The organism is Litoreibacter arenae DSM 19593, from assembly GCF_000442275.2.
Lineage (GTDB): Bacteria > Pseudomonadota > Alphaproteobacteria > Rhodobacterales > Rhodobacteraceae > Litoreibacter > Litoreibacter arenae.
Genome location: NZ_KE557310.1, coordinates 131,712 through 156,415 on the forward strand (window position 1 = coordinate 131,712; position 24,704 = coordinate 156,415).

The window sequence follows — 24,704 nt, forward strand, 5'->3', positions numbered from 1 at the left end:
GCTTTTCTGGCCCCTAGGTCAAATTCAACGTTTGCCCAACGCTTTTCCCATGTATCAAAGCCAAGAACCCCCTGACTCAAGGAGAGAGTTTTGAACATCCATGAATACCAAGCGAAGGCGCTCCTTCGCTCCTACGGTGCCCCCGTCTCGGACGGTCGCGTCGTCCTCGCCGCCGAAAACGCAAAATCAGCAGCAGGTGAACTGGACGGCCCGCTCTGGGTGGTCAAAGCTCAAATTCACGCAGGTGGCCGCGGCAAGGGCTCCTTCAAGGAAGCCGATGCAGGCGAAGCAGGCGGCGTCCGCCTTGCCAAATCCGTAGAAGAGGCCGCGACCGAAGCCAAGAAGATGCTGGGCCGCACGCTGGTCACGCACCAGACCGGCCCCGCAGGCAAACAGGTCAACCGCATCTATATCGAAGACGGCTCCGGCATCGAGACGGAACTCTATCTGGCTCTGCTCGTCGATCGCCAAACCTCCCGCGTCAGCTTCGTTTGCTCGACCGAGGGCGGCATGGACATCGAAGAGGTCGCCGCGTCGACCCCTGAAAAAATCCTCAGCTTCTCCGTTGATCCGGCCACCGGCTACCAAGCCTTCCACGGCCGCCGCATCGCCTTCTCGCTGGGCCTCAAGGGCGGCCAGATCAAGCAATGCGTCCAGCTGATGGGCATCCTCTACAAACTGTTCACCGAAAAAGACATGGAGATGCTGGAAATCAACCCGCTGATCGTGTCCGACAAGGGCGATCTGAAATGCCTCGACGCCAAGATGGGCTTCGACGGCAACGCCATCTACCGCCACTCCGACATCGCGGAGCTGCGCGACACCACCGAAGAAGACCCCAAAGAGCTGGCAGCGTCGAAATATGACCTGAACTACATCGCGCTGGACGGTGAAATCGGCTGCATGGTCAACGGCGCGGGCCTTGCCATGGCGACCATGGACATCATCAAGCTCTACGGCGCCGAGCCTGCCAACTTCCTTGACGTAGGCGGCGGTGCGACCAAGGAAAAGGTGACCGAGGCGTTCAAGATCATCACCTCCGACCCGAACGTGAAAGGCATCCTCGTCAACATCTTCGGCGGCATCATGCGCTGCGACGTCATCGCCGAGGGCGTCGTCGCCGCGGTGAAAGAAGTGGGCCTGAAGGTGCCGCTGGTCGTCCGTCTCGAAGGGACCAATGTTGAAGAGGGCAAGGCGATCATCAACAATTCCGACGTGGACATCATCGCCGCCGACGACCTGAAAGACGGCGCCGAGAAGATCGTGAAGGCGGTTAAGGGGTGAGCGGGCAAGGCACGCCACTCACAAAGCAGTGTCAGCACTGTGGTGAGACTAAACGCTTAGACGAATTTTATCATAACGCAACTAAGGCCGATCATCACAATGGCATCTGTAAAGTGTGCCAAGCTGAAGTTGACAAGAAAAATAGGGGCTAACATGGCCATTCTCATCGACGAAAACACCAAGGTAATCTGTCAGGGCTTTACCGGCTCTCAAGGCACTTTCCACTCGGAACAAGCCATCGCCTACGGCACCAAAATGGTCGGCGGCGTGACCCCCGGCAAGGGCGGGCAAACCCATCTGGACCTGCCCGTGTTCGACAGCTGCCACGAGGCGGTAGAGCGCACCGGCGCGGATGCAACCGTGATCTACGTCCCGCCCCCCTTCGCGGCGGACTCGATCCTCGAAGCCATCGACGCCGAAATCCCCTTCATCTGCTGCATCACGGAAGGAATCCCCGTCCTCGACATGATGAAGGTCAAGCGCGCGCTGGAAGGCTCCAAGTCCCGCCTGATCGGCCCCAACTGCCCCGGCGTCATCACGCCGGATGCATGCAAGATCGGCATCATGCCCGGCCACATCCACAAGCGCGGCTCCGTTGGCGTGGTCTCGCGCTCCGGCACGCTGACCTATGAGGCGGTGAAGCAGACCACTGATAGCGGCCTTGGTCAGTCCACCGCCGTCGGCATCGGCGGCGACCCGATCAAAGGGACCGAGCATATCGACGTCCTCGAAATGTTCCTCGCCGACCCCGAGACCCAGTCCATCATCATGATCGGCGAAATTGGCGGCAGCGCGGAGGAAGAAGCCGCCCAGTTCCTCGCCGACGAGAAGAAGGCAGGCCGCTGGAAGCCAACCGCAGGCTTCATCGCAGGCCGCACCGCCCCTCCCGGCCGCCGCATGGGCCATGCCGGTGCCATCGTGGCAGGCGGCAAAGGCGACGCGGAAAGCAAGATCGAGGCGATGAAATCCGCAGGCATCACCGTCGCTGAATCCCCCGCCGGACTGGGCGAGGCCGTGCTGAAAGCCATCGGCAAATGATCAAACCGGCCGCCATAGCTGCGTGCGTCAGCACCGCTTTGGCGGCCGGTTCAGCTATGGCAACCTCTGGCGATTTGGTGTCAAAAACCATCGAAATCTGTTCGCAGCCGACCGCTGATCTTTCCAAGAAACTCACGGAGCTTCGCGGCGTCGGTTGGGGCGGGCTGTCGGGCGACCTTCGGCCAATCGCGGAGACGTTCGCGAATGCAGCATATCTCACCGAACTCAAAACCGGCCTGACTGTCAGCGCCACAATCAGGCCAGATTATTCTTGGTACGTGTCGAAAGAGCTGGAGATCCTAGACCAACTCGCCACATATGCTGACGCCGCTACACCCTATTTCGGCTATTTGACTGTGTCAGAGCCGCTTCCGGCAGCGCTTAACGTCAAGTGGGACGGCCCGTTCCTTTTGACCTGCATACTCGCTTGGAACGCGGATATTTCCGTCACGTCGATCGGAGCGGCCGAACATAACTTTTCGCGCCGCTGGAAGAACAACAACCCCAAGCTGATGCAGGTTGACCTGCGAGTCTGGAAACGGGACACATTCGGCACACACGTAGACCTCGACTTGCGCAGCGCTTTGGATCAAAGCTTAATGCCGTATCAAATCGTACCGGACGCTAAAACTTCCGTACTGGTCATCTCCACCAGTACTACGCAGGTGCCAAAATGATCCGTTCGCTCGCACTCTTGCTGTTGTCGACCCTCCCCGCCAGCGCCCAGACGCTCACCGAAATGTCCGGCTCCATCGACGCCTGCCACCAGCCGACCGCCAATGTCGACGACACCGTCACGTCACTCGCGCAGCAAGGCTGGGCGCTGGTCCCGCAAGGTGACCTCTCCCCCGAAACCATAGAGCTTCTGATCTGGCCCCAAGTGGCCTTCTACGCCACTGGCGACACGGGTGGTGAACAGATCAAGGCCATCGTGGATCTGCAACGCAAGACCGTCGCAGGGTTCGCCAAGAAAAAAGACATCCCCCAAAGCAAGACCCGCATCCTGACCCGCCAGATCGGTTCGGATACGGAGGCCGCTTTGGTCTTCTGGCTGCAACCCGACCCCGCGCAGACCAACATCATCTGCCGTTTCGCGCTGTCCTCCGCTTCGCTCTCGGGCCAACCAACCGAAGATTTTGCCGCCCCGCGGGTGGTCGAGACCTCGCCCACCCAACGCTTCGCCATCACGCCCATGAACGCCGCGAGCCTCGCGACTAAAATCGGCGCCCCAGTCACTGTCTCCGGCACGCTAGAGACACAAACCAGCTTCCCGTCCCAGGAGTAGCACCAATGACCGAACACTCCCCCAACGACCAGTTCCACGCGTCTTCCTTCATGCAAGGCCACAACGCCGAGTATCTGGAGCAGCTTTATGCGCGTTACGCCAAAGACCCCAACGCGGTCGATCAGGGCTGGCAGGACTTCTTCAAAGCCCTGGGCGACGCCGACACCGATGTGACTGCCGAGGCCGCCGGCCCAAGCTGGGCGCGCGCTGACTGGCCGCCGCAGCCCAATGACGACCTGACGCAGGCGCTGGACGGCCAATGGGCGGAGCCGGAAAAAGCCGCCGACAAGATCAAGGCCAAGGCCGCCGAGAAGGGTGTCCCTGTCTCCGACGACCAGATCAAGCAGGCGGTGCTGGATTCCATCCGCGCCATCATGATCATCCGCGCCTACCGTATCCGCGGCCACCTTGCCGCCGATCTGGACCCGCTGGGTATGCGCGAGATCACCGAACACCCGGAATTGGAGCCGAAGAACTACGGCTTCACCGAGGCCGACATGGACCGCCCGATCTTCATCGACAACGTGCTGGGGCTGGAAACCGCCTCCATGCGCGAAATCGTGGCCATCCTGAAACGCACCTATTGCGGCACCTTTGCGCTGCAATTCATGCATATCTCCGACCCCGAACAGGCGGGCTGGCTGAAGGAACGCATCGAAGGCTGGGACAAGGAAATTACCTTCACGCAGGAAGGCCGCAAGGCGATCCTGAACAAGCTGGTCGAGGCCGAGGGCTTCGAGAAGTTCCTGCACGTCAAATACATGGGCACCAAGCGCTTCGGCCTTGATGGCGGCGAAAGCCTCGTGCCCGCGATGGAGCAGATCATCAAACGTGGCGGTAGCCTTGGCGTAAAAGACATCGTCATCGGCATGCCCCACCGTGGTCGCCTGTCGGTCCTCGCCAACGTGATGAGCAAGCCCTACAAGGCGATCTTCAACGAATTTCAGGGCGGCAGCTTCAAGCCCGAAGATGTCGACGGCTCCGGCGACGTGAAATACCACCTCGGCGCGTCGTCCGACCGCACCTTTGACGGCAACGAGGTCCACCTGTCCCTGACCGCCAACCCCTCCCACCTCGAGGCGGTGAACCCCGTCGTGCTGGGCAAGGCCCGCGCCAAGCAGGACCAGAACAACGACCCCGACCGCACGACCGTCATGCCGATCCTGCTGCACGGCGATGCGGCCTTCGCGGGTCAGGGCGTCGTGGCGGAAGGCTTCGGCCTGTCCGGCCTCAAGGGCCACAAGACCGGCGGCACAATGCATATCGTGGTGAACAACCAGATCGGGTTTACCACCGCGCCGCATTTCTCGCGCTCCTCGCCCTACCCGACCGACATCGCGCTGATGGTCGAGGCGCCGATTTTCCACGTCAATGGCGACGACCCCGAAGCCGTGGTCCACGCCGCCAAGATCGCCACCGAATTCCGTCAGAAGTTCCACAAGGACGTGGTGATCGACATCATCTGCTACCGCCGGTTCGGCCATAACGAGGGCGACGAGCCCATGTTCACCAACCCGCTGATGTATAAGAAAATCAAGCAGCAGAAGACCACGCTGACCCTTTATACCGAACGTCTGGTGCGCGACGGGCTGATCCCCGAGGGCGAGATCGACGACATGAAGGAGACCTTCCAGAACCATCTGAGCGAGGAGTTCGAGGCCGGCAAGGACTACAAGCCCAACAAGGCCGACTGGCTCGACGGCAAATGGTCCCATCTGGACCGCCGCGCGGAGGACGACTACCAGCGCGGGCAGACCTCCATCTCCAAGGAAACTTTCGATCAGGTGGGCCGCGCGCTGACCAAGGCCCCCGACGGCTTCCCGCTGCACAAGACCGTGGGCCGCCTGCTGGAAACCAAGGCCGAAATGTTCAAATCCGGCGAAGGCTTCGACTGGGCCACCGGCGAGGCGCTGGCCTTCGGCTCGCTCTTGACGGAAGGCTATCCGGTTCGCTTGTCGGGGCAGGACAGCACCCGTGGCACATTCTCGCAGCGCCATTCCGGCCTGATCAATCAGGACACCGAGGAACGCTACTACCCCCTCAACCACATCCGCGAGGGCCAGTCGCATTACGAGGTGATCGACTCGATGCTGTCGGAATACGCGGTGCTGGGCTTTGAATACGGCTACTCGCTGGCAGAGCCCAACGCGCTGGTCCTTTGGGAAGCGCAGTTCGGTGACTTCGCCAACGGGGCGCAGATCATGTTCGACCAGTTCATCTCGTCGGGCGAGTCCAAGTGGCTGCGCATGTCCGGTCTCGTCTGCCTGCTGCCCCACGGCTATGAAGGCCAAGGCCCCGAACACTCCTCCGCGAGGCTGGAACGCTTCCTGACCATGTGCGGCGGCGACAACTGGATCGTGGCGAACTGCACAACGCCCGCCAACTACTTCCACATCCTGCGCCGCCAGCTGCACCGCGACTTCCGCAAGCCGCTGATCCTGATGACGCCGAAATCGCTCCTGCGCCACAAGCTGGCCGTCTCCAAGGCCGAGGAATTCCAAGACGGCTCAAGCTTCCACCGCGTCCTCTGGGACGACGCGCAGCACGGCAACTCCGACACCGAGCTGGTGTCGGACGACAAGATCAAACGGGTCGTCATGTGCTCCGGCAAGGTCTATTTCGACCTGCTGGAGGAACGCGACGCCCGCGGCATCGACGACATCTACCTGATGCGGTTCGAGCAGTTCTACCCCTTCCCCGCCATCTCCGCGGTGGGCGAGCTGGAGCGCTTCAAGAACGCCGAAATGGTCTGGTGTCAGGAAGAGCCGAAGAACCAGGGTGGCTGGACCTTCATGGAGCCCAATATTGAATGGGTCCTGACCCGCATCAAAGCCAAGCATACGCGTCCGACCTATATCGGTCGCGCCGCTGCTGCCTCCCCCGCCACGGGTCTGGCCAGCCAGCACAAAGCACAACAAGCCGCGCTCGTGAACGACGCGCTGACACTCGAAGGAAACTGATATGTCTGAGATTCGCGTCCCAACCCTTGGCGAAAGCGTCACCGAGGCCACCGTGGCCACATGGTTCAAAAAGCCCGGCGACACCGTCGCCGTCGATGAAATGCTGTGCGAACTGGAAACCGACAAAGTCACCGTAGAGGTGCCGTCCCCCGTCGCAGGCACCCTGTCGGAAATCGTCGCCCAGGAAGGCGAAACCGTCGGCGTCGACGCCCTGCTGGCGCAGGTCACCGAAGGCGATGCGAAGACCGACGACGCCGCCAAGCCCAAGCAAAACGATCCCAAGGCCGAGCCGGACAAGGCCATCGACGCAGGCCCAACCGACGTCAAACCACGCGACGAAGGCGGCGAGAGCATCGACGTCATGGTCCCCACCTTGGGCGAGAGCGTGACTGAGGCGACCGTCTCCACATGGTTCAAGAAGGTCGGCGACACCGTCGCGCAGGACGAAATGCTGTGCGAGTTGGAGACCGACAAGGTCTCCGTCGAGGTCCCCGCCCCCGCCGCCGGCACGATCACCGAAATTCTGGCCGAGGAAGGCACCACGGTCGAGGCATCCGCCAAACTGGCCGTCCTGTCCTCGGGTGGCGGCGCGGCTGCATCCGCCTCCGCCGCACCTGCCGCCAGCGCGCCTGCGCCCGCATCCAGCGGCGACAAGGACGTCGAAAACGCCCCCTCAGCCAACAAGATCATGGCTGAAAAAGGCATCGACCCCGCCACCGTCCAAGGCTCCGGCCGCGACGGGCGCATCATGAAGGAAGACGTGCAAAACGCCACGGCCTCCGCCCCTGCCCCCGCCGCGCAGGCCCCCCGTGCGCCCGTCTCCGCTGATGACGAGCCACGCGAGGAACGGGTCAAGATGACCCGCCTGCGCCAGACCATCGCGCGCCGCCTGAAGGAAAGCCAGAACACCGCCGCCATGCTGACCACCTATAACGAGGTGGACATGGGCGCGGTCATGGACCTGCGCAACGAATACAAGGACCTGTTCCTGAAGAAACACGGCGTGAAACTCGGCTTCATGTCCTTCTTCACCAAGGCCTGCGTCCACGCGCTGAAGGAAGTCCCCGAGGTCAACGCCGAGATCGACGGCACCGATGTGGTCTACAAGAACTACGTCCACATGGGCATCGCCGCAGGCACGCCCACCGGCCTCGTCGTCCCCGTGATCCGCGACGCGGACTCCATGAGCTTCGCCGAGATCGAGAAAGCCATCGCCGAAAAAGGCGCCAAGGCCCGCGACGGCAAACTGTCGATGGAAGAAATGCAGGGCGGCTCGTTCACCATCTCCAACGGCGGTGTCTACGGCTCGCTCATGTCCTCGCCGATCCTCAACCCGCCCCAATCCGGCATCCTCGGCATGCACAAAATCCAGGACCGCCCGATGGCGATCAACGGCGAGGTCGTCATCCGCCCGATGATGTATCTGGCGCTCAGCTACGACCACCGCATCGTAGACGGCAAAGGCGCCGTGACGTTCCTCGTGCGCGTGAAAGAGGCGTTGGAAGATCCGCGTAGGCTGTTGATGGATTTGTGAAAGGGGATCTGAGCCGGTGGCCCGTCGGTCCAAGGAAGAACTGATCGCCGAATTCCATCGGCTCTATGACGTTTTCGAAACGCTGAAGGCATCTATGGAGCCGCTATACGGTCCTGAGTTTTTCAAGATCATGCAAGAAGGTGTTGTCACTCGTGAACGCATGTTGCGTTTGCTCACCAATGGAACCGCGAATGCGAGCGAACTCTTAGGAGGTGTTCAGCAAGGTCTGAACGATTTGCTCGAGACGATGATGATAGCCTTGGAAGATACACCCGCGAATGCGAACCTCGTTCTCGCTGCATACAAGGAGCAAACAGGAAGAAACCTTTTCGACGACGCCGGAAATCCTCAGAAGGTCGCCAAGGCAATCGTCAAACGAGGAGCGATCGAAAACGATACCGAATTTTACCTGCTCAAAGAGGTGATGAGCAACGTGGACCAGACCGTTTTCAAGGAATCGCAAACCGAAAAGGCTGGCGCCATGCTGGACGACTATGAATTTAGCAAACCGTAGGGTGGGTGGTTCTTCGCCAAAGGCGAACGGTTCACCCACCACACCCCCGTAGGGCGGAGTTCACCCCGCCACACCGCCACCCCACACGAAAGCCCGTACATGACCCCCGAACTCACCATCCTGACCTACGCGGCCCTTTTGCAAGTCGTGCAATTCCTGATCTACTCGGTCACCGCACAAATGCAGGTCGGCACCAAGGCCGCGCTGTCCCCCCGCGACCGCAAGATTGAACTCACCGGCACCGCAGGCCGCCTGCAACGCGCGATGAACAACCATTTCGAGGGCCTCATTTTGTTCACCATCGCCGCCGTCGTGATCTCGGTCAGCGGCCAGTCCACTCCCGTCACCGCGACCTGCGCCTGGCTCTACCTCATCGCGCGCGTGCTCTACATTCCCGCCTACGCCTTCGGGTTGACCCCTTGGCGCTCACTCATCTGGGGGGTAGGCTTCCTCGCAACCGTCACCATGCTCGTCGCAGCCGTGCTCTGACACCATGCCCGACAAAAGTCCGACGCTTTGCCGACGGATCGTAGACACAGAAAAACACGCCTATCCAAGGTAAGGAGATACCCCAATGTCCAGCTATGACGTCATCATCATCGGTTCCGGCCCCGGCGGCTACGTCTGCGCCATCCGCTGCGCGCAACTTGGCCTGAAAGTGGCCTGCGTGGAGGGCCGCGAAACCCTTGGCGGCACCTGCCTGAACGTCGGCTGCATCCCCTCCAAGGCCCTGCTGCACGCCTCGCACCAACTGCACGAGGCAGAGCATAATTTCGCCAAGATGGGCCTGAAGGGCAAGGCCCCGTCCGTCGACTGGAAACAGATGCTGTCCTACAAGGACGACGTCATATCCGGCAACACCTCCGGCATCGAATTTCTGTTCAAAAAGAACAAGATAGACTGGATCAAAGGCTGGGCCTCCATCCCCGAGGCAGGCAAGGTCAAGGTCGGTGACGAGGTCCATGAAGCCAAGAATATCGTCATCGCTTCCGGCTCCGAAGTCGCCACCCTGCCCGGCGTAGAGATCGACGAGAAGACCATCGTTTCCTCCACCGGCGCGCTGGAATTGGGCAAGGTTCCGAACAAGCTCGTCGTCATCGGCGCAGGCGTGATCGGGCTGGAACTGGGCTCGGTCTACAAGCGTCTGGGCGCCGAAGTGAAGGTGATCGAATTCCTCGACACAATCACCCCCGGCATGGACGCCGAAGTGTCCAAGAGCTTCCAGAAACTACTGAAAAAACAAGGCCTTGAGTTCCAACTCGGCGCCGCCGTGCAAGGCGTAGACGTCAAGAACAACAAGGCCAAAGTCACCTACAAGCTGCGTAAGGACGATAGCGAACACACCGAAGACGCCGACGTCGTGCTGGTCGCTACGGGCCGCAAGCCCTACACCGACGGCCTTGGCCTCGAAGCTCTTGGAATCGCTATGGAAAAACGCGGCCAGATCAAGACCGACGCCCATTGGGCCACGTCCGTGAAAGGCATCTACGCCATCGGCGACGCGATCACCGGCCCCATGCTGGCCCATAAGGCCGAGGACGAAGGCATGGCCGTCGCCGAGGTCCTCGCAGGGCAAAAAGGCCATGTAAATTATAACGTTATCCCCGGCGTGATCTACACCCACCCCGAGGTCGCCAGCGTCGGCGCCACCGAAGAACAGCTCAAAGAGGCAGGCCGAAACTACAAGGTCGGCAAGTTTTCCTTCATGGGCAACGGCCGCGCCAAGGCCAACTTCGCCGCCGACGGGTTCGTCAAAATCCTAGCCGACAAGGACACTGACCGCATCCTCGGCGCACATATCATCGGCCCAATGGCGGGCGATCTCATCCACGAGATCTGCGTCGCCATGGAGTTCGGTGCCGCCGCCGAGGACCTCGCCCGCACCTGCCACGCGCACCCGACCTACTCGGAAGCCGTACGCGAGGCAGCGCTGGCCTGCGGCGACGGCGCCATCCACAGCTAACTGCCCATCATTGCTTGATAAATACCTCGGGGTGTGGGGCAGAGCCCCACTAAAACCGGGGGTGCGGGGGCAGTGCCCCCGCGCGTCGGCGGGCCGTAAGGCCCGGCGAAATCGCTATTGCGCCAGCATCCGCAGCCCTTGGGTGACATCCGCGCGCACCGCCAGCCGCAACCCCGGCTCGTCGCCCGCTTTCAACGCTGCAACGATCAGACGGTGATGCTGCGGTATCTCGGTGCGGCGCAGCTTCTCGTACAGACTGCGCATGGTCGGCCCCATTTGGAGCCAGACCGTTTCTGCCATGGCCAGCATGGCGGGGGCCTGCGCCCGCAGGTAGAGCGTCCGGTGGAATTCCAGATTGGTGCGAATGTAGCCCACGGCATCCTGCCGCGCGATAGCCTGCCCGATCACCCCGTTGATTGCCTGCAAGCGGTCAATCAGCGCAAAATGCGCGCGTGGCAAGGCCCGTGCTGCTAGCTCCGGTTCCAGCAACGCACGCAGCGCGGCAAGCTCTTCTATCCGGTCGTTGGAGAGCTCCGGCGTCGAAATGCGCCCCGATGAGGACAGCGAAAACGCCCCCTCCGCCACCAGCCGCCGCATCGCCTCGCGGGCGGGGGTCATGGACACGCCGAATTCCTTGCCGATCCCGCGCAAGGTCTTGGCAGAGCCGGGTAAAATTTCGCCATGCATGATCTGCGACCGCAGGCGGCGGTACACCATATCATTGGCCGCACCTGTCGCGGCGGTGCCTGTCGGCTCGGGTTTGGGTGAGTTCAGCAGCATGGCGGGACTGTGATCACAAAGCCCCGCGCGGTCAAGATGTCAGACGTCCAGCTCCGCCACCAGCGCGGCGAAGGACGCGCCGTGCATGTCCCGGTCTTCGCGCGTGCCCTGCACTGCAGGGCGCGGCAGGCTGAATTTCACCACGTTGAGCGACGCCATTTCGTACCGGTCCACGGTGTCGGGCGACACCTTGAACAATGCCGCGACGCGGTCCCCGGTGACCGAGGCGCAGACCTGCGCATAGGCATCGGGCGTGCCGCAGAAGATATCGACCGTTAGCCAGAACGGTCCCGCATTCTTTGACCGTACTTTCAAGACCATGTCGCCAAGCCTGCTCATGCGCCCAGATCCTCGACCGTCAAGCTGAACGCTTCCATCGGATCGTCTAGTTCCAGCACGTGGTTCAGGCAAAACTCGTAGACGGCACCACGGCTCATTTCCGGCGGCGAGAACGGGAAGGCGAAGGTGGGCATTTCTTCATCCTCGGTCAGGGGATGGTGCAACAGGTAGGGGTTCAAAACCTTGGCCACGTCGCGCGACAACGCCTCGGTTGGCGCGGTGATCAACGCCAGCACGCCGACTTCCGTGCCCACCTGCGCGTCTGTGTCCAACGCGCCAAGCGTGGCGTCCAGCCCAATCACGCGCAGCTCGATCTCGAAGTCTTCACCCACGCGGGCGCGGGCTTTCTCGGTGGCTTTGGTCACGATGTCGTCGCACCATGCGCGGATGTTCGCGACGTAGCGCGGGTCGCGCACGGTGACCAGCGACACGGTCTGGAAGCCAGCCAACCGAGCGCCTTCCAACTTAACCGTGTAGCGGTCGGAGACGACCCATTCGCTGCCGGTGACCCGCACACGCTTGTCGTCCAGCGCCGTGTAGACGGCATGGGTCACGTCCAGATGCCCGCCCGGCTCGTACAAGATGTTCGGGTTGGAGTTCTCGTACAGCATGTGCGCGGAAACAGTGTGTGCCGTCGCGCGAGCGGCTGCGCCCATGGGCGTGATCGTGAATCCCTCCGCATCGAACTCGACCAGAATTGTGCCGGAGTTCGGTGCTGTCGTCGCCAACGCGCCGCATTCCCCGATCTTGGCACCATGCCATGCCGCCCCGGCATGGCATCCCCGCGCCAGTGGCAAGGCAGAGATGATCGCCGTGTCCGTCGTCCGCCCGGCGATGACGATATCGGCGCCCGTTTCCAGCGCCGCCTGTATCTGCTCCGCGCCCGCCAGTGCCACGATGTTCGAGCAGGAGGCCAACACATCCTCCGAAATATCCGGCGCGGGGGACAGCGGGGAAATCTTGCCCTGCCCCAACGCGTCGATCATTGCATCCGGCCTCTGCCCGCTTTTCAGCACCGCCAGCTTCAGGGTCATGCCAAGCTCGCCCGCGATTTCGCGGGTGATCTCCGCCAACCAATCCACAGCGCTATTAGCCCCGCAGGTGCCTGCGGTGCCGATCACCAACGGCACGCCAGCCTCGGCGCGGGCCTGCATCAACTCGCGCCACTCCGCCTTTGTGGAGCCGCGCGCGTATTTGGAGGTACCGGTGCCAAGGTAATGCGGCCCGCTATCGGTGGAGCCGCCGTCGATGGCGATAATATCAGGCCGCTCGGAAATGCCCCGCGCAAGTGCAGCGCGGTCATAGCCAAGGCCCAAAGCGCCCGAGGGGATCAACACCTTCACCATCAGTCTGTGATCGCTTGCGGCTTGCGCAGGATGTTGCGCAGGAACATTGGCGCCACGAAGCCCGCGATTGCCGCCACCCATAGACCGATCGCAATCGGGCTGGAGAACAGGTAGGTCACGTCGCCGTCCGACAAGGTCATGGCACGGCGCAGCGCGTCTTCCATATTGCCGCCCAGCAGGATCCCAAGGATCACCGGCACCGTGGGGATATCGAGTTTGCGCAGGATGTATCCCAGAACGCCGAAGCCCACCATCATCAGCAGATCAAAATAGCTGCCGGACAGCGAATAGATGCCCACGAAAGAGATCATCGTCACGCCCGGAAGTAGTATCCACGCAGGCACCATCAGGACCTTTACGAAGATTTTGACCATCGGCACGTTCATCAGCAGCAGCACGACATTGGCGATCAGCAGCGATGCGATAAGGCCCCATACGACCTCTGGCCGCTCGGTGAACAATGTCGGGCCGGGGGTGATGTTAAGCGTCATCAGCAGCGCCAAGAGCACGGCCGTGGTGCCCGAGCCGGGCACACCGAGCGTCAGCATCGGCACCAGCGCGCCACCTGCGGCGGCGTTGTTGCCAGCCTCCGGCGCGGCTACGCCTTTGGGCACGCCCGTGCCGAAGCCGCCTTTTTCACCGGCGATGGACTTCTCGGACATATAGGCCATGAAAGACCCCAGCGACGCCCCCGCACCCGGCAGAATCCCCGCGATAAAGCCCACACCGGAGGCCCTCAGCATGGTCCACTTGGTAGACCAGATGTCGCCCCACGGAATACCCACCTTTTCGAGTTTGACCCCGATGGACGAGCCCTTGCCATGGCTTTCGATGAAGAAGAACACCTCGGCAATTGCGAAGAGGCCGACGATGGCGACAAGGAAGTCGACGCCATCATACAGGTGCAAATTGCCGCCGGTCAGGCGCGGCAGGCCGGAGGACGAGTCCACACCGATCATGGCAATTCCCAGCCCGATACAGGCCGCCAGCGCGGCCTTGGCCTGATTGTTGGAGGCCATGCCGCCAAGGGTGCAGAAGGCCAGCAAGTAAAGGGCGAAATATTCGGCTGGGCCGAACAGGAACGCCACCCGCGCCAGCGACGGGGCCAGCAGCATCAGCCCGATGGTGGCCAGAAACGCGCCGACAAAAGAGGCGACACCTGACAGCACCAGCGCGTCGCCCGCGCGGCCTTGCTTGGCCATCGGATAGCCGTCGAGGGTGGTCATCAGCGCAGGCTCGTCACCGGGAATGTTCAGCAGGATCGACGAAATCCGCCCGCCATACATCGCGCCGTAATAAACGGACGTCATCAGCACCAAGGCGCTGGTAGCATCAAGTCCAAGTGTGAAGGTGATCGGGATCAGGATCGCCACGCCGTTCGACGGGCCAAGGCCAGGAAGCGCACCGATGATGGTGCCAAGGAAGCAGCCGCAGACTGCGAGAAACAGAGTGTAGGGCGACAGCGCCACACCGAAGCCGAGCGCGAGGTTGGATAGAATGTCCATATCAGTGCCCCACGAACGGAATGAGAATAGAGATCGCGTCCCAGAGCTTTGCAGGCGTCGGGATGCGGTAGGCAACGATGTTGCCAAGGCCCAGCGCGAACTTGAACAGAACGAACAGACCCAGCGACAGGCCGACGCCGGAAAGGGCCGCGTTCCGCGCGTTCGGCGAAATCTGATAGCTCAGGATGCCCGCGGCGAAAATAGTGGGTAGGATAAATCCCAGAGGCTTCAACAGCACAGCGTAGATCGCCAACACGATCACGGCGACGCCCATGGAAATCCATGAACCGGCGGCGGGCCAGTCAGGCTCGGGGTCCGGCTTGAACAGCATGAACAGCGAACAGATTGCCGCCACCCCGCCAATCAGCAGCGGAAACAGCTTCGGCAGGTATTCGCCCGAAAAAAGGTTCGTCTGAATCTGGGTGGCGGCCGCGATATACGCGACCGCCGTGATCAGCGCGACCAGACCAAATATCCGGTCGGAAGCCATTACTGGGTAACCCCCAGCTCTTTGGACATTGCGGCAATATCCGCGACAAGGCCGTCGACATAGGACTGGAAGTCGCCGCCCACTTTGGTGAACGGGGCCAAGCCGTTGTCTTTCATCGCCTGCGCCCACTCGTCGCTATCGGCAACCTGTTGCAGCTTGGCGGCCCACTCGTCAAAGCGCTCGTCAGAGATACCCTTGGGCACATAGAGACCGCGCCAGTTCACCGCGACCACGTCGTAGCCCTGCTCTTTGGCGGTCGGGATGTCGTCGAAGCCCGGCACACGCTCGTCAGTCAGAACCGCAATGACGCGAATGTCGCCATTGGCAAGAAAGGACACGACTTCGGACATATCGCCGGTCATCGCCTGCGTGAACCCACCCACAGTTTGCGTGATCGCATCCGCGCCGCCGTCGACACCGATATACTTGATCTTGGTGATGTCGTTGAAGTCGGCCTTTTGCAGGATCATCAGCGGCTTCATATGGTCGAACCCGCCAACGGCAGAGCCGCCAGCGAAGGCCACGGAACCCGGATCAGCCTTGATGGCCTCCACCAGATCGCCGAGGCTTTGGTACGGGCTGTCAGCCGCAACCACGATGACGCCCGGGTCGGCACCGATGGCACCGACGAAGCGCACTTGGTCGGCGGTCATTCCAGCATAGGCGTTTTGCGCCAGACGGGTTGTTGTGGCAGAGGATGCGGCCACGATCAGGTCGGCATCGTCGCTACGCTCGGTGACCACGTGGTTATAGGCCAGACCACCGCCTGCGCCTGGCATGTTCGTGACTTGCACAGGAGTATCGACCGCGCCGATGTCATACATGATCTTGCCGATCTGGCGGCAGGTGAAGTCCCAGCCGCCGCCGGGGTTGGCTGGCGCGATGCACTCGGCAGCGGACAGCGCGGTGGTGGCCCCAAGGCCCAGAACGGCACTCGTCATGAGCGCCTTGAAAAGACGGTTCGTCATAGATTCCTCCCAATTGACACGGCGGGTTACCCCGCACTTTGTCCCGGCTATCAGCCGGAACCTGTACGAACCTGTCACGACGCTTGGATTCCATCAAGCCATAAGGTGTTGATGGGGCGAGGAAGTATGCAACTTCATGCGAAGCGGATCGTCGCCGACCTTTCCCGGACCGCTGCAACGACGCTCATCGCCGCAAGAGCAGAGCTGCGCGGGTTTTCCGGCATTCCCTTGCCAGTGATGGTGAAAGTCAGCTCGCCGAAAGCGCCTTGCGCCGTGATCTCGTGGGTGTTGCCCTTGGCGTCAGGGTCGGCGATCAACGCAACCGTTGTGTCGTCCAGTCCGATACCGGCCAAGGCCACTGCCGCGGCCACATTGGCGTTCTTGGGGTACTGCAACGCCGCCTGCCGCGCCGATCCGGTGAAATGCGCGACCGCTGTGCCCAGCGGTTTGGACAGGTCCACGACCTCCTCGGCCGGAGAGCCACGCCACCCTGCTGGCGGCTTGCGTCCGGTGTAGGTGACGCTTTGCAACTCCCCGACGCGCGCACCGCGCAAGGCATCGAGCGCACCAATCGCACCGCTCGCCAGCAGCAAAGCCCCACCGCCCTTTGCGGCCGCTTCGGTTAAGCTCTTAGCAATATCCTCGTCCGCCAGCGCCCCGACGGAAACTGTCAGTACGTCAATCCCCCGCGCCAACGCGGTTGGGCCGTGCTCGGCCAAGCCGACGTGACCGGAGCAGTCGATCAGCAGGTTCGTGCCTTCAGGCAAGTCTTTGGCGGAGCCCACGCAGGTCAGCCCTGTCTCGACCTGAAGCTCGGACACCCGCTCCGGACGGGTCAGGATCGTGGTGATCTTGCCACCGGTGTTGGCCCGCACGTAGTTGCCGATGGCGCCTGTGCCTAGAATTGCAATGCTCATATCCGTCTCCGTTTGTCTTCGGGATCAAGCGTAGAGCGCCTGTCGTCCGGCCACCAGCCTCTGTTTGGCAAAGCCGCTAGTCCACCGGCAACCCGCTTGGCACCTTCTCGGGCACACCAAACATGGGCCGGTCCAGTGAAGTCCCCGTCAACGCGTGCAGAAAGGCGGTCAGGTCTGCGATTTCAGCCTCCGAAAGGGGCGGGCCGCTTGCGGCCACATTGCGCCGTTGCCGCGCAATCTCGGCACGGTCCTGCCAGATGACGTAGTCCACCTGATGCAACCACGGCGCGTCCGGCAGTTTGGCCTTCGCAGGCGTCCAGCGATCGAACATGCCCTCTGGGTCAAGATGATGCCGGATCATATCCGCCAGATCCTGATACGCCCCGTTGTGCCCATATGGCGCCGTCAGCGCGACGTTGCGCAGCATCGGCGTGCGGAAGCGGTATGCGTCCTCCAGCCGGTCGCTTTCCCCCATCCGCCCGACATCACGGGCGATCAGATCGAAGCGGCGCGTGCGACCAGGGCCGAAAGGCGGAAGGCCAAGGGCATGAAACTGCTGGTCGCTCAATAGAGGTCCGCTATGGCATGAGGCGCAACCGGCCTTGCCGTAGAATAGATCCAACCCGCGTTCTTGGCTGGCGTCCAAAGCATCCACCGCGCCGCCCAGATACAGGTCAAACGGGCTGTCGAAGCTGCGGAACTCCAGTGCCTGAAAGGCGGCAAGCGCGTTGGCGACATCGACGATGGTGACCTGCTCCGGCGCGTCGATGTGGTCGAACGCCTCGACGAAGCGCCGCCCGTATTCGGGGATCGCGCGTACCCGTTTGGCGACGATGGGCCAGCCCTTGTCGATCCGGTCGTTGACCGCGCCGGACACCTCGTTCTCGTGCGAGCCGCCCGCCATCTCCGCCTCCGACGTCAGGGGAAACAACGCCTGCGCGGCCAACAGCGAGTTCAACCCGTTGGGCAGCCACTCCTCCGCAGGTGTGTTAAAGCCGTTTTCATAGGTGTCGGCGATGCTGACGCGCCCGTCATGCATCAACGTGTGAACGTCGCGGGCACCCAAGTTCCACAGGGCCGGCGCGTTGCGCGGGACGCGCTTTTCGATGCGGGAGTGATCCTGCCCAGCGTTCCGGTCCGGCCCGAGCCCGACACCGCCTTCACCTATGCCAAGCGACCATCCGTCAGAGGTGCCGAACTTGGGATGATGGCAGGTGGCACAGCTGATATTTCTGTTCCCGGACAGGATTTTGTCATAGAAAAGAAGCTGGCCAAGCGCCGCCTGATCTTTGTCCACTGACGCGAAATCCGCCTCGGTCAGTGGCGCAGGCTCAGCCAGAGCGGCTTGAGCCATGACAACCGTGAACATGAAAGCCAATACCCGATGAAGCCATTTCTTGCCCTGCTTGTGATGCTGACGCCCGCTCTTGCGGATATCGAGACTGCCCGCGACCTGATGGAGAACAGCGATTTTGAGGCGGCCTACACGGAACTGGTCCCTGCCGCCCGTGCCGGAAATGCCGACGCGGAGGAGTTGATCGGGATCATGTATGCGATGGGTCTGGGTGTCGAGCGCGACGACGTGCGGGCGTTCGAGTGGTATTTGCGCAGCTCCATGAAGGGACATCCGGGGTCGCAATCGGCTGTCGGCTGGTATTACGAAGTCGGTCGCGGCATGCCCGCGCCGGACCTGACCCGAGCTTATATGTGGTACACGCTGTCGGCCATTGGCGGCGACCCTGACGCGGCGATCAGTCTGGAAGAAGTGGTCAAGAAAATGACCCCTGAGATGATCGAGAAAGCCCATGTGCTGGTCACTGACTACAAAGGTTGGATGTATCCGTTCCGCTAGGGACAGGCAGCGCGGATCGTCCCGCGCTGCCCTTTCGTTTTAGTTCAGGTCGCTTTCATAGGCCGCGTTTAGCTCGGCCTCGGCTTCATCCACCGCCGCGATCAACGCGTCTAGGATTTCGCTGCCGCCGTCGACGTTTTCACGAAACCACTCCTGCACAGGGGCCGCTGCTTCGGCAAAGGCAGCTTTTTCTTCAGGCGTCGGCACGTAGAGGTCGCCGCCACCCGCGACAAAGGCCTCGTAGGCTTCGATAGACTTGCGCTTGGGTGACGCGAAGGTGGCCTGCTGAAGCTGGCTGAACCCGTCCACGACGACGCGGCGCAGGTCTTCGGGCATCGCCATGAAGTTGGCGTTCGACATCCACCACAGCGCACCCATATAGGCGTGGCCGTCCAGCGTCAGGTATTGCAATCCGGCATCGGGGAATTTCATCCCCATGATGTCGGTGATGCCGTTCTTGGAACCTTCCACAACACCCGTCTGGAACGAGGTGAACAGTTCCGGCCACGGGATCGGGGTTGGCGATGCGCCCATCGCGCGGACCAGTTCTTGCGGCAGGTCGGCGACTACGGTGCGAATCTTCAGGCCCTCCATGTCGGACGGCTTGGCGATGCGGCGCTGCGTGTTGGCGAAGTTGCGCCAGCCGCCGGTGTTGCCGATAGTCATCAAACGGATCGCGCCGTCCGATGTCTCCAGCGCCATGTCGCGCATCTTGCGCGTGAAGTCGCCGGTCAGCACGGCTTCGGCCACGCGGTCATTGGCCATCAGATATGGCAGGTCAAGAACCTGCACATAGGGGAAGATGCCAGCGGCGCCGCCGGAGGTCGAAATATAAACGTCGATCGACCCTTCCGCTACGCCCTCAAGGCATTCCGCCCCTGTCGCGCAAAGCTGGGTGCCAATGAACAACTCCACCGCGATACGCCCGTTGGAGGCTGCTTCCACGTAATTTTTGAACACGACGAGGCCGTCATAATCCTCGTCGTTCTCGTTGGAGTTGGCCGTGGCGCGGATGGTGAAATCCTGCGCCCATGTGGCAAGCGGCGTCGCGAGAAGTGCGGCGGTCAGCGCCACTTTGGTTAGGTTTTTCAGCATTGTATCCTCCCTATGGATGCTGTTGTCACGGCGATGGACTTATGCATGCCGCAAAACCGACCTCCGGACCGCAGCCCAGGAAACCGGCAAGATATGGCACCGTCATCGAGATGGCGGGGACATAGGTGATTAGAAAAATAACAAAAACCTCAACCGCCAGAAACGGCAGGATCGCTTTGGAGATGGTCTCGACCTTCTCCCCCGACACCGTAGACGCCACGAACAACACCAGCCCCATGGGCGGGGTGGCGAGGCCAACGGTCAGGTTGACCGACATGATGATGGCGAAATGGACGGGATGCACGCCAAGGTCGACGAAGATCGGGCCAAGGATCGGCCCGAGGATGATGATCGCGGGCCCCGCATCCAGAAACATGCCGACGATGAACAGCAGCAGGTTGATCAGGAACAGCAGCACCAGCGGGTTGTTGGACAGCGACAGGATGTAGTCCGACAGAATTTCCGGCGCGTGGGACAGCGACACCACGGTCTTGAACGACACCGCCGCGCCGACCAGAAACAGCACCGCCGATGTCGACACCGCCGAGCGTGTCAGCACGTCGATCAGGTCGCGCCCGTTCATTGAGCGCAGCACGAAAAAGCTGACGATCAGTGCGTATGCCACTGCCACCGCCGACGCCTCGGTCGGGGTGAACACGCCAATCAGGATGCCGCCCAGAATGATGATCGGGGTTTGCAGCGGCGCCACCGCTTTCTTGCACACCAGCCGGAAGTCGTTGGATACCCGTGCCTTGATCGCCTGCACGATCACATGCGCGACGGGCAGCGTCACCAAAAAGACCAGCCAGCCGTTGACGTGCTGCGGGATCACCCATGTCACCAAGCCAGACACCGCATAAAGCAGACCTGCCACGTTGATGCGGATCAGCACGAAGCTCACGGCGGATTCCAGCGGCGTGATGGTCTGGTCCTTGCGCACGATACGCTCCGCCTTGGGCAGGTCGTAGCGGTCCGCCATCAGGCGCACCATGACCATCAAACCGACGCCCACCAGAACCCCCGGCACGATCCCCGCAAGAAACAGCGCCGCCACGCTTTCGCCCATCACGTAGGCGTAAATAATCATGATGCCCGATGGCGGAATGATCGGCCCGATAACGGAACTCGCCGCCGTGATCGCCGCAGCAAACTTGCGGGTGTAGCCGTTCTTCTCCATCGCGGGGATCAGGGTGGAGCCAAGCGCCGACGTATCCGCTACGGCCGAGCCGGACAGTCCCGCGAACAGGATTGACGCAAGGATATTCACATGCGCCAGCCCGCCCCTTAGATGCCCCATGAAGGCTTGCGAGAACTCCACCAGCCGCAGCGTGATGCCGCCCCTGTTCATGATCTCGCCCGCCAGCATGAAGAACGGCAGCGCCATCAGGGGGAAGCTGTCCATGCCGTTGTAGAGGTTGCGGTAGAGGCCCGCGACCACGTTGCGCTGGTCGCCTTCCAGCATGACCAGCACGATAGGCGAAGCCAGCAGCGCGAAGACCACCGGCAGGCCGACCATGATCAACAGCAAGAAGAGAGGCAGGAACCAAAGCAGCATCAATCAGCCCCCGCCACGATTTCCTCGCGCAGGGGCGGCAGGCCGTCACCGCGCCCCAGTAACGTCGCGACCTGACGAACGATAAGTTCGATATTCACAAGGATCAGCAGGTTAATACCGACCCAAAGCGCCGCATATTGGTAGTTATTCTGGAACTTCGCGCCGCATTTGCCGATCTCGATCCCGAACGGCCAGCGCAGTGAAGACGAGCACCCACGCCCCGACAATGTATCGACATGGTTATTCAACCCGCGATCCCACGCGACGAATAGCACCCACAGCGAAATGCCCAGCAGCAGCAGGCCCAGCAGACCCGCCAGCACCCGTGGCAGTGCCTGCTCGACCATGTCGATGGCGACGAACCCACCCATCCGGTAGGCCATCGGCGCGACGAGGCCGGTCATCCACAACATGCCGAACCGGGCACCCTCCTCGGTCCAGTTGGGCGCGTCGTTCAGCAGGTAACGGAAGAAGACCTGCCCGAGGATCAGGCACACCATGATCGCCAATGCGGTGATCCCGATCCAGCGGCCGACGGACAGAATCCGGCTATTGACCCAATGGAGCAACCGGGCTGCGGACAGTAACACCTGCATCTTTTCCTCCCCCCTTCCGAGACACCTCGCGACCTCCCCGCCGCGATGCGCTCACTGCGCCGTAAAACGCCCCATCTGTCCCTTGTAGAAAGCGAGCGGATCGCCCTCTTCCCGCATCGCCGCACGGTTCACCTGTCCCAGCATGATGACATGATCCCCGCCTTCGTAGACTGCGGTTTTCGTGCATTCGAACCGCGCCAGACAACCTTCCAATACCGGCACGCCCTCGGCGTTTCGACGCAGGTCACGGTCGCGCAAAGCATAGACGTCTTTCGCGACCGCCCAGCATAAATCGTCCTGATCCGTCGACAAAACATGTACGGCGTAATGTGTGGCAGCCTCGAAATAGGAAAACCTGCGCGAGGTTTTATCGGGCGACCACAGCACCAAAGGCGGTGATAGCGACACGGACGAAAAGCTGTTTGCCGTGATCGCGGCGACGCCGTTTTCCGTGGCCGCGGTCACGATGGTCACCCCCGTCGCGAACCGCCCGAACGCATCGCGCAGCAGGCGGGTGTTGTCCTCGTCCGGCACAAACAGATTGGTGGTGGTGCGGTCATGGACCGACATCACGCGACCTCCCGACCGAGGGCGGCCTCATACAGCTCGAACCACGTCTGGCGGTCCAGTTCGACCTTCATCGCGTCGGAAATTTTGGCGATCCGGTCCAGGTTGTTCGTCCCCAGCACTGGCAGGATCTTCGCCGGATGGCGCAGCAGGAACGCTACGGCCACCGCCGCACGGTCCACGCCTTGCTCGGCAGCGATAGCATCCAGACGATCCACAACTGCGCCCGTTCCGGTCATCAGATCACCACCCCCCAAAGGCGACCACGCCATCAGCGCGTGGTCGTGGCGTTGGTGGAAGGCTATGTCGCCATTTGTGAAGGGCGCGATCTCGGCCAGCGAGATTTCGATCTGGTTGGTTGCCAGTTGGGTCTTCATGCCCGATTGCAGCAACTCCCAATCATAGGGCCGGAAGTTCGACACGCCGACGCTGCGCACCTTGCCGCTTGCCACGAGATCGTCCAGCGCCGCACCCGTCTCTTGATGGTCCATTAAGGGGTCGGGCCGGTGGATCAATAGCAAGTCGATATGATCAATCGCCATGTCGCGTAACGAGCAGTCGACCGAGTATTCGATATGCTTGCGTGAAGTGTCATAGTGTTTCACCCGCTTGTCCGCATAGCGGCCAGCGGGGGCGACGATGTCGCATTTGGTGACGATCTCCATCTGCGGGCGCAGGGACGGGTTGGCTTTCAACGCCGCGCCAAGCACACCCTCGGCCACGTAGCCGCCATATATATCGGCTTGGTCGAACGTGGTGATGCCCTGATCCAGACACGCCTGAATCTTCGCCTCTACATGCGGAGGGGAAGTGTCCGCATCATCGGCCACGCGCCACATACCGTAGACAAGGCGGCTGAAGGACAGGTCGGCGGTTAGCGAGACACGGTCCATCAGCGGCGCTCCCCTGCGGCAAGCGGCGTGGCGGGCGGCTGCGACGGAACGCGACCGTAAGCGTGGGGCAAGGAGCAGGTTTTCATCTGCGGCAACACGCGGTTGCCGAAATGCTTGGCCTCGTCGATATGCGGGTAGCCCGACAGGATGAACGCGCGGATGCCCATCTCCTGGTAAGCCTCCAGCTTGCTGAGAACCTGATCGGTCGACCCCACGATCGCGGCCCCGCAGCCGGAGCGTGCGCGGCCCACGCCCGTCCACATGTGCGGCTCGATATAGCCGTGATCATCGGCCACGTCGCGGTTCTTTGCTTGGTGGCTGACGCCCAAGGACTTGGCGTCCAAAGCGCGATCCCGAATGGCGGTGCCTTGCGCGTCGTCCAGCTTGGAGACGATGTATTCCGCGTATTCCTTCGCCTCAGCCTCGGTGTCGCGCACAATGACATGCGTGCGCAGCCCGTAGTCCAGCGTACGGTCGTGCCGCGCGGCGGCCTCGTTGGCGGCTTTCATGCGGCCCTCAAGTTCCTCTATTTTCTCGGGCCACATCAGGTAGACGTCGCAATACTCGCCGCACAACTCCAGCGCGTCGGGGGAGTAGCCGCCGAAATACAGCAGCGGCCCGCCGGTCTGGTAGGGGCGCACGGGGTCGGTCGTCAGGCCCTTGAAGTCATAGATCTCACCAGTGTGATTGATCTCATCCCGCGTCCATGCCTGTTTGAGGATTTGCACAACCTCGCGCGACCGTTGGTAGCGGTAGGGACTCGGCTCTGTCTGGCCGGGGAAGTCGGAGGAGATGATGTTCACCGTCAGCCGCCCTTCCAGCATGTGATCGAGCGTAGCGAGCGTGCGGGCCAGCATGATCGGTTGCATCTCGCCGCAACGCACGGCTGCCAGCAGGTTGATCTTTGACGTGATCGGGGCGCATCCCGCGACGAAGCTCAGCGTGTCCTGACCAACCTGATAGGAAGACGGGCAAAGGATGTTGCGAAAGCCCTGAGCTTCGGCGGTTTTGACAATGTCGGAACAATGCGCCCATGAGGAGCGCAGATCACCATCCGGCACACCCAGAAACTGGTAATCGTCGGAGCACAACGCCGAGAACCACGAGACCTCTGCCGCGTCCAAATCTGGTGACGTAACCGGAACAACTGTCATGTGATTCCTCCCAAAACCCATTCGCAATTTCTTCTTGCGTAGCCTTGTCTTTGATGTAGATCAATAGGG

General features: G+C 61.8%; 24 protein-coding genes. 10 read left to right on the forward strand and 14 right to left on the reverse strand.

Annotation, left to right across the window (positions count from 1 at the left end; all coding sequences use genetic code 11):
- The first annotated feature begins 90 nt into the window (after positions 1–90).
- The 9 genes from sucC to lpdA all read left to right on the forward strand — a co-directional run bounded on the left by sucC (position 91) and on the right by lpdA (position 10,578).
- Positions 91–1,284 carry an ADP-forming succinate--CoA ligase subunit beta gene (gene sucC, locus THALAR_RS08355; protein WP_021101089.1) on the forward strand — a complete coding sequence of 398 codons (1,194 nt, stop codon included), beginning with the start codon at positions 91–93 and terminating at the stop codon, positions 1,282–1,284.
- A gap of 153 nt (positions 1,285–1,437) precedes the next feature.
- Positions 1,438–2,322 (forward strand): succinate--CoA ligase subunit alpha, encoded by an 885-nt coding sequence (gene sucD, locus THALAR_RS08360; RefSeq protein WP_021101090.1) that lies wholly within the window; start codon positions 1,438–1,440, stop codon positions 2,320–2,322.
- A gap of 77 nt (positions 2,323–2,399) precedes the next feature.
- Positions 2,400–2,999 (forward strand): hypothetical protein, encoded by a 600-nt coding sequence (locus THALAR_RS08365; RefSeq protein WP_211264792.1) that lies wholly within the window; start codon positions 2,400–2,402, stop codon positions 2,997–2,999.
- A complete protein-coding gene (locus THALAR_RS08370) occupies positions 2,996–3,607 on the forward strand; it encodes a hypothetical protein (RefSeq protein WP_021101092.1) in 612 nt (203 codons plus the stop codon). The genes THALAR_RS08365 and THALAR_RS08370 overlap by 4 nt, the downstream gene beginning before the upstream one ends.
- A 5-nt stretch (positions 3,608–3,612) precedes the next feature.
- Positions 3,613–6,567: a 2-oxoglutarate dehydrogenase E1 component gene (locus THALAR_RS08375; RefSeq protein ID WP_021101093.1), complete on the forward strand. Its 2,955-nt coding sequence runs from the start codon at positions 3,613–3,615 to the stop codon at positions 6,565–6,567.
- A 1-nt stretch (position 6,568) separates the two neighbouring features.
- Complete coding sequence (odhB, locus tag THALAR_RS08380; RefSeq protein ID WP_021101094.1) at positions 6,569–8,101, forward strand: 2-oxoglutarate dehydrogenase complex dihydrolipoyllysine-residue succinyltransferase; 1,533 nt, start codon at positions 6,569–6,571, stop codon at positions 8,099–8,101.
- A 16-nt stretch (positions 8,102–8,117) separates the two neighbouring features.
- Positions 8,118–8,615 carry a hypothetical protein gene (locus tag THALAR_RS08385; protein ID WP_021101095.1) on the forward strand — a complete coding sequence of 166 codons (498 nt, stop codon included), beginning with the start codon at positions 8,118–8,120 and terminating at the stop codon, positions 8,613–8,615.
- A gap of 99 nt (positions 8,616–8,714) precedes the next feature.
- Positions 8,715–9,104 carry an MAPEG family protein gene (locus tag THALAR_RS08390; RefSeq protein ID WP_021101096.1) on the forward strand — a complete coding sequence of 130 codons (390 nt, stop codon included), beginning with the start codon at positions 8,715–8,717 and terminating at the stop codon, positions 9,102–9,104.
- Between the two features lie 85 nt (positions 9,105–9,189).
- On the forward strand, positions 9,190–10,578 hold the full coding sequence (gene lpdA, locus THALAR_RS08395; protein WP_021101097.1) for a dihydrolipoyl dehydrogenase: 1,389 nt from the start codon (positions 9,190–9,192) through the stop codon (positions 10,576–10,578).
- A 114-nt stretch (positions 10,579–10,692) separates the two neighbouring features.
- Here the strand turns inward: lpdA and THALAR_RS08400 are convergent, their stop codons facing one another.
- The 8 genes from THALAR_RS08400 to THALAR_RS08435 form a co-directional block, all read right to left on the reverse strand.
- Positions 10,693–11,358 carry a GntR family transcriptional regulator gene (locus THALAR_RS08400; protein WP_021101098.1) on the reverse strand — a complete coding sequence of 222 codons (666 nt, stop codon included), beginning with the start codon at positions 11,356–11,358 and terminating at the stop codon, positions 10,693–10,695.
- 39 nt (positions 11,359–11,397) lie between these two features.
- Positions 11,398–11,697 (reverse strand): DUF4387 family protein, encoded by a 300-nt coding sequence (locus THALAR_RS08405; RefSeq protein ID WP_021101099.1) that lies wholly within the window; start codon positions 11,695–11,697, stop codon positions 11,398–11,400.
- Positions 11,694–13,043 (reverse strand): acyclic terpene utilization AtuA family protein, encoded by a 1,350-nt coding sequence (locus THALAR_RS08410; protein WP_021101100.1) that lies wholly within the window; start codon positions 13,041–13,043, stop codon positions 11,694–11,696. The genes THALAR_RS08405 and THALAR_RS08410 overlap by 4 nt, the downstream gene beginning before the upstream one ends.
- Positions 13,043–14,548 carry a tripartite tricarboxylate transporter permease gene (locus THALAR_RS08415; protein ID WP_021101101.1) on the reverse strand — a complete coding sequence of 502 codons (1,506 nt, stop codon included), beginning with the start codon at positions 14,546–14,548 and terminating at the stop codon, positions 13,043–13,045. The genes THALAR_RS08410 and THALAR_RS08415 overlap by 1 nt, the downstream gene beginning before the upstream one ends.
- A gap of 1 nt (position 14,549) precedes the next feature.
- Positions 14,550–15,038, reverse strand: a complete 489-nt coding sequence (locus tag THALAR_RS08420) for a tripartite tricarboxylate transporter TctB family protein (RefSeq protein ID WP_021101102.1) — start codon at positions 15,036–15,038, stop codon at positions 14,550–14,552.
- A complete protein-coding gene (locus THALAR_RS08425) occupies positions 15,038–16,006 on the reverse strand; it encodes a Bug family tripartite tricarboxylate transporter substrate binding protein (RefSeq protein WP_021101103.1) in 969 nt (322 codons plus the stop codon). The genes THALAR_RS08420 and THALAR_RS08425 overlap by 1 nt, the downstream gene beginning before the upstream one ends.
- A 134-nt stretch (positions 16,007–16,140) precedes the next feature.
- Positions 16,141–16,923: an aspartate dehydrogenase gene (locus tag THALAR_RS08430; protein ID WP_021101104.1), complete on the reverse strand. Its 783-nt coding sequence runs from the start codon at positions 16,921–16,923 to the stop codon at positions 16,141–16,143.
- Positions 16,924–16,999: 76 nt separating this feature from the next.
- Positions 17,000–18,292 carry a cytochrome-c peroxidase gene (locus THALAR_RS08435; protein WP_021101105.1) on the reverse strand — a complete coding sequence of 431 codons (1,293 nt, stop codon included), beginning with the start codon at positions 18,290–18,292 and terminating at the stop codon, positions 17,000–17,002.
- Between the two features lie 15 nt (positions 18,293–18,307).
- Between THALAR_RS08435 and THALAR_RS08440 the strand changes: the two genes are divergently transcribed.
- Positions 18,308–18,775: a tetratricopeptide repeat protein gene (locus THALAR_RS08440; RefSeq protein WP_021101106.1), complete on the forward strand. Its 468-nt coding sequence runs from the start codon at positions 18,308–18,310 to the stop codon at positions 18,773–18,775.
- A 39-nt stretch (positions 18,776–18,814) separates the two neighbouring features.
- Here the strand turns inward: THALAR_RS08440 and THALAR_RS08445 are convergent, their stop codons facing one another.
- Genes THALAR_RS08445 through THALAR_RS08470 form a run of 6 tightly spaced genes read right to left on the reverse strand, consistent with a single transcriptional unit; the run spans position 18,815 to position 24,635 of the window.
- A complete protein-coding gene (locus THALAR_RS08445) occupies positions 18,815–19,870 on the reverse strand; it encodes a TRAP transporter substrate-binding protein (protein ID WP_021101107.1) in 1,056 nt (351 codons plus the stop codon).
- A gap of 25 nt (positions 19,871–19,895) precedes the next feature.
- A complete protein-coding gene (locus THALAR_RS08450) occupies positions 19,896–21,425 on the reverse strand; it encodes a TRAP transporter large permease (RefSeq protein WP_021101108.1) in 1,530 nt (509 codons plus the stop codon).
- Positions 21,425–22,021: a TRAP transporter small permease gene (locus tag THALAR_RS08455; protein WP_021101109.1), complete on the reverse strand. Its 597-nt coding sequence runs from the start codon at positions 22,019–22,021 to the stop codon at positions 21,425–21,427. Before THALAR_RS08455 ends, THALAR_RS08450 begins: the two co-directional genes overlap by 1 nt.
- 51 nt (positions 22,022–22,072) lie before the next feature.
- Positions 22,073–22,591, reverse strand: coding sequence for a flavin reductase family protein (locus THALAR_RS08460; protein ID WP_021101110.1), 519 nt, complete (start codon positions 22,589–22,591; stop codon positions 22,073–22,075).
- Positions 22,591–23,481, reverse strand: coding sequence for an aldo/keto reductase (locus tag THALAR_RS08465; protein WP_021101111.1), 891 nt, complete (start codon positions 23,479–23,481; stop codon positions 22,591–22,593). The genes THALAR_RS08460 and THALAR_RS08465 overlap by 1 nt, the downstream gene beginning before the upstream one ends.
- Positions 23,481–24,635 carry an LLM class flavin-dependent oxidoreductase gene (locus tag THALAR_RS08470; protein ID WP_021101112.1) on the reverse strand — a complete coding sequence of 385 codons (1,155 nt, stop codon included), beginning with the start codon at positions 24,633–24,635 and terminating at the stop codon, positions 23,481–23,483. The genes THALAR_RS08465 and THALAR_RS08470 overlap by 1 nt, the downstream gene beginning before the upstream one ends.
- Between the last annotated feature and the right edge of the window lie 69 nt (positions 24,636–24,704).

Excerpts from the sequence above, each read along its gene's own strand:
- THALAR_RS08375 (WP_021101093.1), top strand. The coding sequence starts at position 3,613 with ATGACCGAACACTCCCCCAACGACCAGTTCCACGCGTCTTCCTTCATG.
- THALAR_RS08370 (WP_021101092.1), top strand. The coding sequence starts at position 2,996 with ATGATCCGTTCGCTCGCACTCTTGCTGTTGTCGACCCTCCCCGCCAGC.
- THALAR_RS08445 (WP_021101107.1), bottom strand. The coding sequence starts at position 19,870 with ATGCTGAAAAACCTAACCAAAGTGGCGCTGACCGCCGCACTTCTCGCG.
- THALAR_RS08425 (WP_021101103.1), bottom strand. The coding sequence starts at position 16,006 with ATGACGAACCGTCTTTTCAAGGCGCTCATGACGAGTGCCGTTCTGGGC.
- THALAR_RS08410 (WP_021101100.1), bottom strand. The coding sequence starts at position 13,043 with ATGGTGAAGGTGTTGATCCCCTCGGGCGCTTTGGGCCTTGGCTATGAC.
- THALAR_RS08450 (WP_021101108.1), bottom strand. The coding sequence starts at position 21,425 with ATGCTGCTTTGGTTCCTGCCTCTCTTCTTGCTGTTGATCATGGTCGGC.
- THALAR_RS08440 (WP_021101106.1), top strand. The coding sequence starts at position 18,308 with ATGAAGCCATTTCTTGCCCTGCTTGTGATGCTGACGCCCGCTCTTGCG.
- THALAR_RS08465 (WP_021101111.1), bottom strand. The coding sequence starts at position 23,481 with ATGGACCGTGTCTCGCTAACCGCCGACCTGTCCTTCAGCCGCCTTGTC.
- THALAR_RS08415 (WP_021101101.1), bottom strand. The coding sequence starts at position 14,548 with ATGGACATTCTATCCAACCTCGCGCTCGGCTTCGGTGTGGCGCTGTCG.
- THALAR_RS08420 (WP_021101102.1), bottom strand. The coding sequence starts at position 15,038 with ATGGCTTCCGACCGGATATTTGGTCTGGTCGCGCTGATCACGGCGGTC.
- THALAR_RS08430 (WP_021101104.1), bottom strand. The coding sequence starts at position 16,923 with ATGAGCATTGCAATTCTAGGCACAGGCGCCATCGGCAACTACGTGCGG.
- THALAR_RS08455 (WP_021101109.1), bottom strand. The coding sequence starts at position 22,021 with ATGCAGGTGTTACTGTCCGCAGCCCGGTTGCTCCATTGGGTCAATAGC.
- THALAR_RS08460 (WP_021101110.1), bottom strand. The coding sequence starts at position 22,591 with ATGTCGGTCCATGACCGCACCACCACCAATCTGTTTGTGCCGGACGAG.
- THALAR_RS08405 (WP_021101099.1), bottom strand. The coding sequence starts at position 11,697 with ATGAGCAGGCTTGGCGACATGGTCTTGAAAGTACGGTCAAAGAATGCG.
- sucD (WP_021101090.1), top strand. The coding sequence starts at position 1,438 with ATGGCCATTCTCATCGACGAAAACACCAAGGTAATCTGTCAGGGCTTT.
- THALAR_RS08435 (WP_021101105.1), bottom strand. The coding sequence starts at position 18,292 with ATGTTCACGGTTGTCATGGCTCAAGCCGCTCTGGCTGAGCCTGCGCCA.
- odhB (WP_021101094.1), top strand. The coding sequence starts at position 6,569 with ATGTCTGAGATTCGCGTCCCAACCCTTGGCGAAAGCGTCACCGAGGCC.
- THALAR_RS08470 (WP_021101112.1), bottom strand. The coding sequence starts at position 24,635 with ATGACAGTTGTTCCGGTTACGTCACCAGATTTGGACGCGGCAGAGGTC.
- THALAR_RS08390 (WP_021101096.1), top strand. The coding sequence starts at position 8,715 with ATGACCCCCGAACTCACCATCCTGACCTACGCGGCCCTTTTGCAAGTC.
- lpdA (WP_021101097.1), top strand. The coding sequence starts at position 9,190 with ATGTCCAGCTATGACGTCATCATCATCGGTTCCGGCCCCGGCGGCTAC.
- THALAR_RS08400 (WP_021101098.1), bottom strand. The coding sequence starts at position 11,358 with ATGCTGCTGAACTCACCCAAACCCGAGCCGACAGGCACCGCCGCGACA.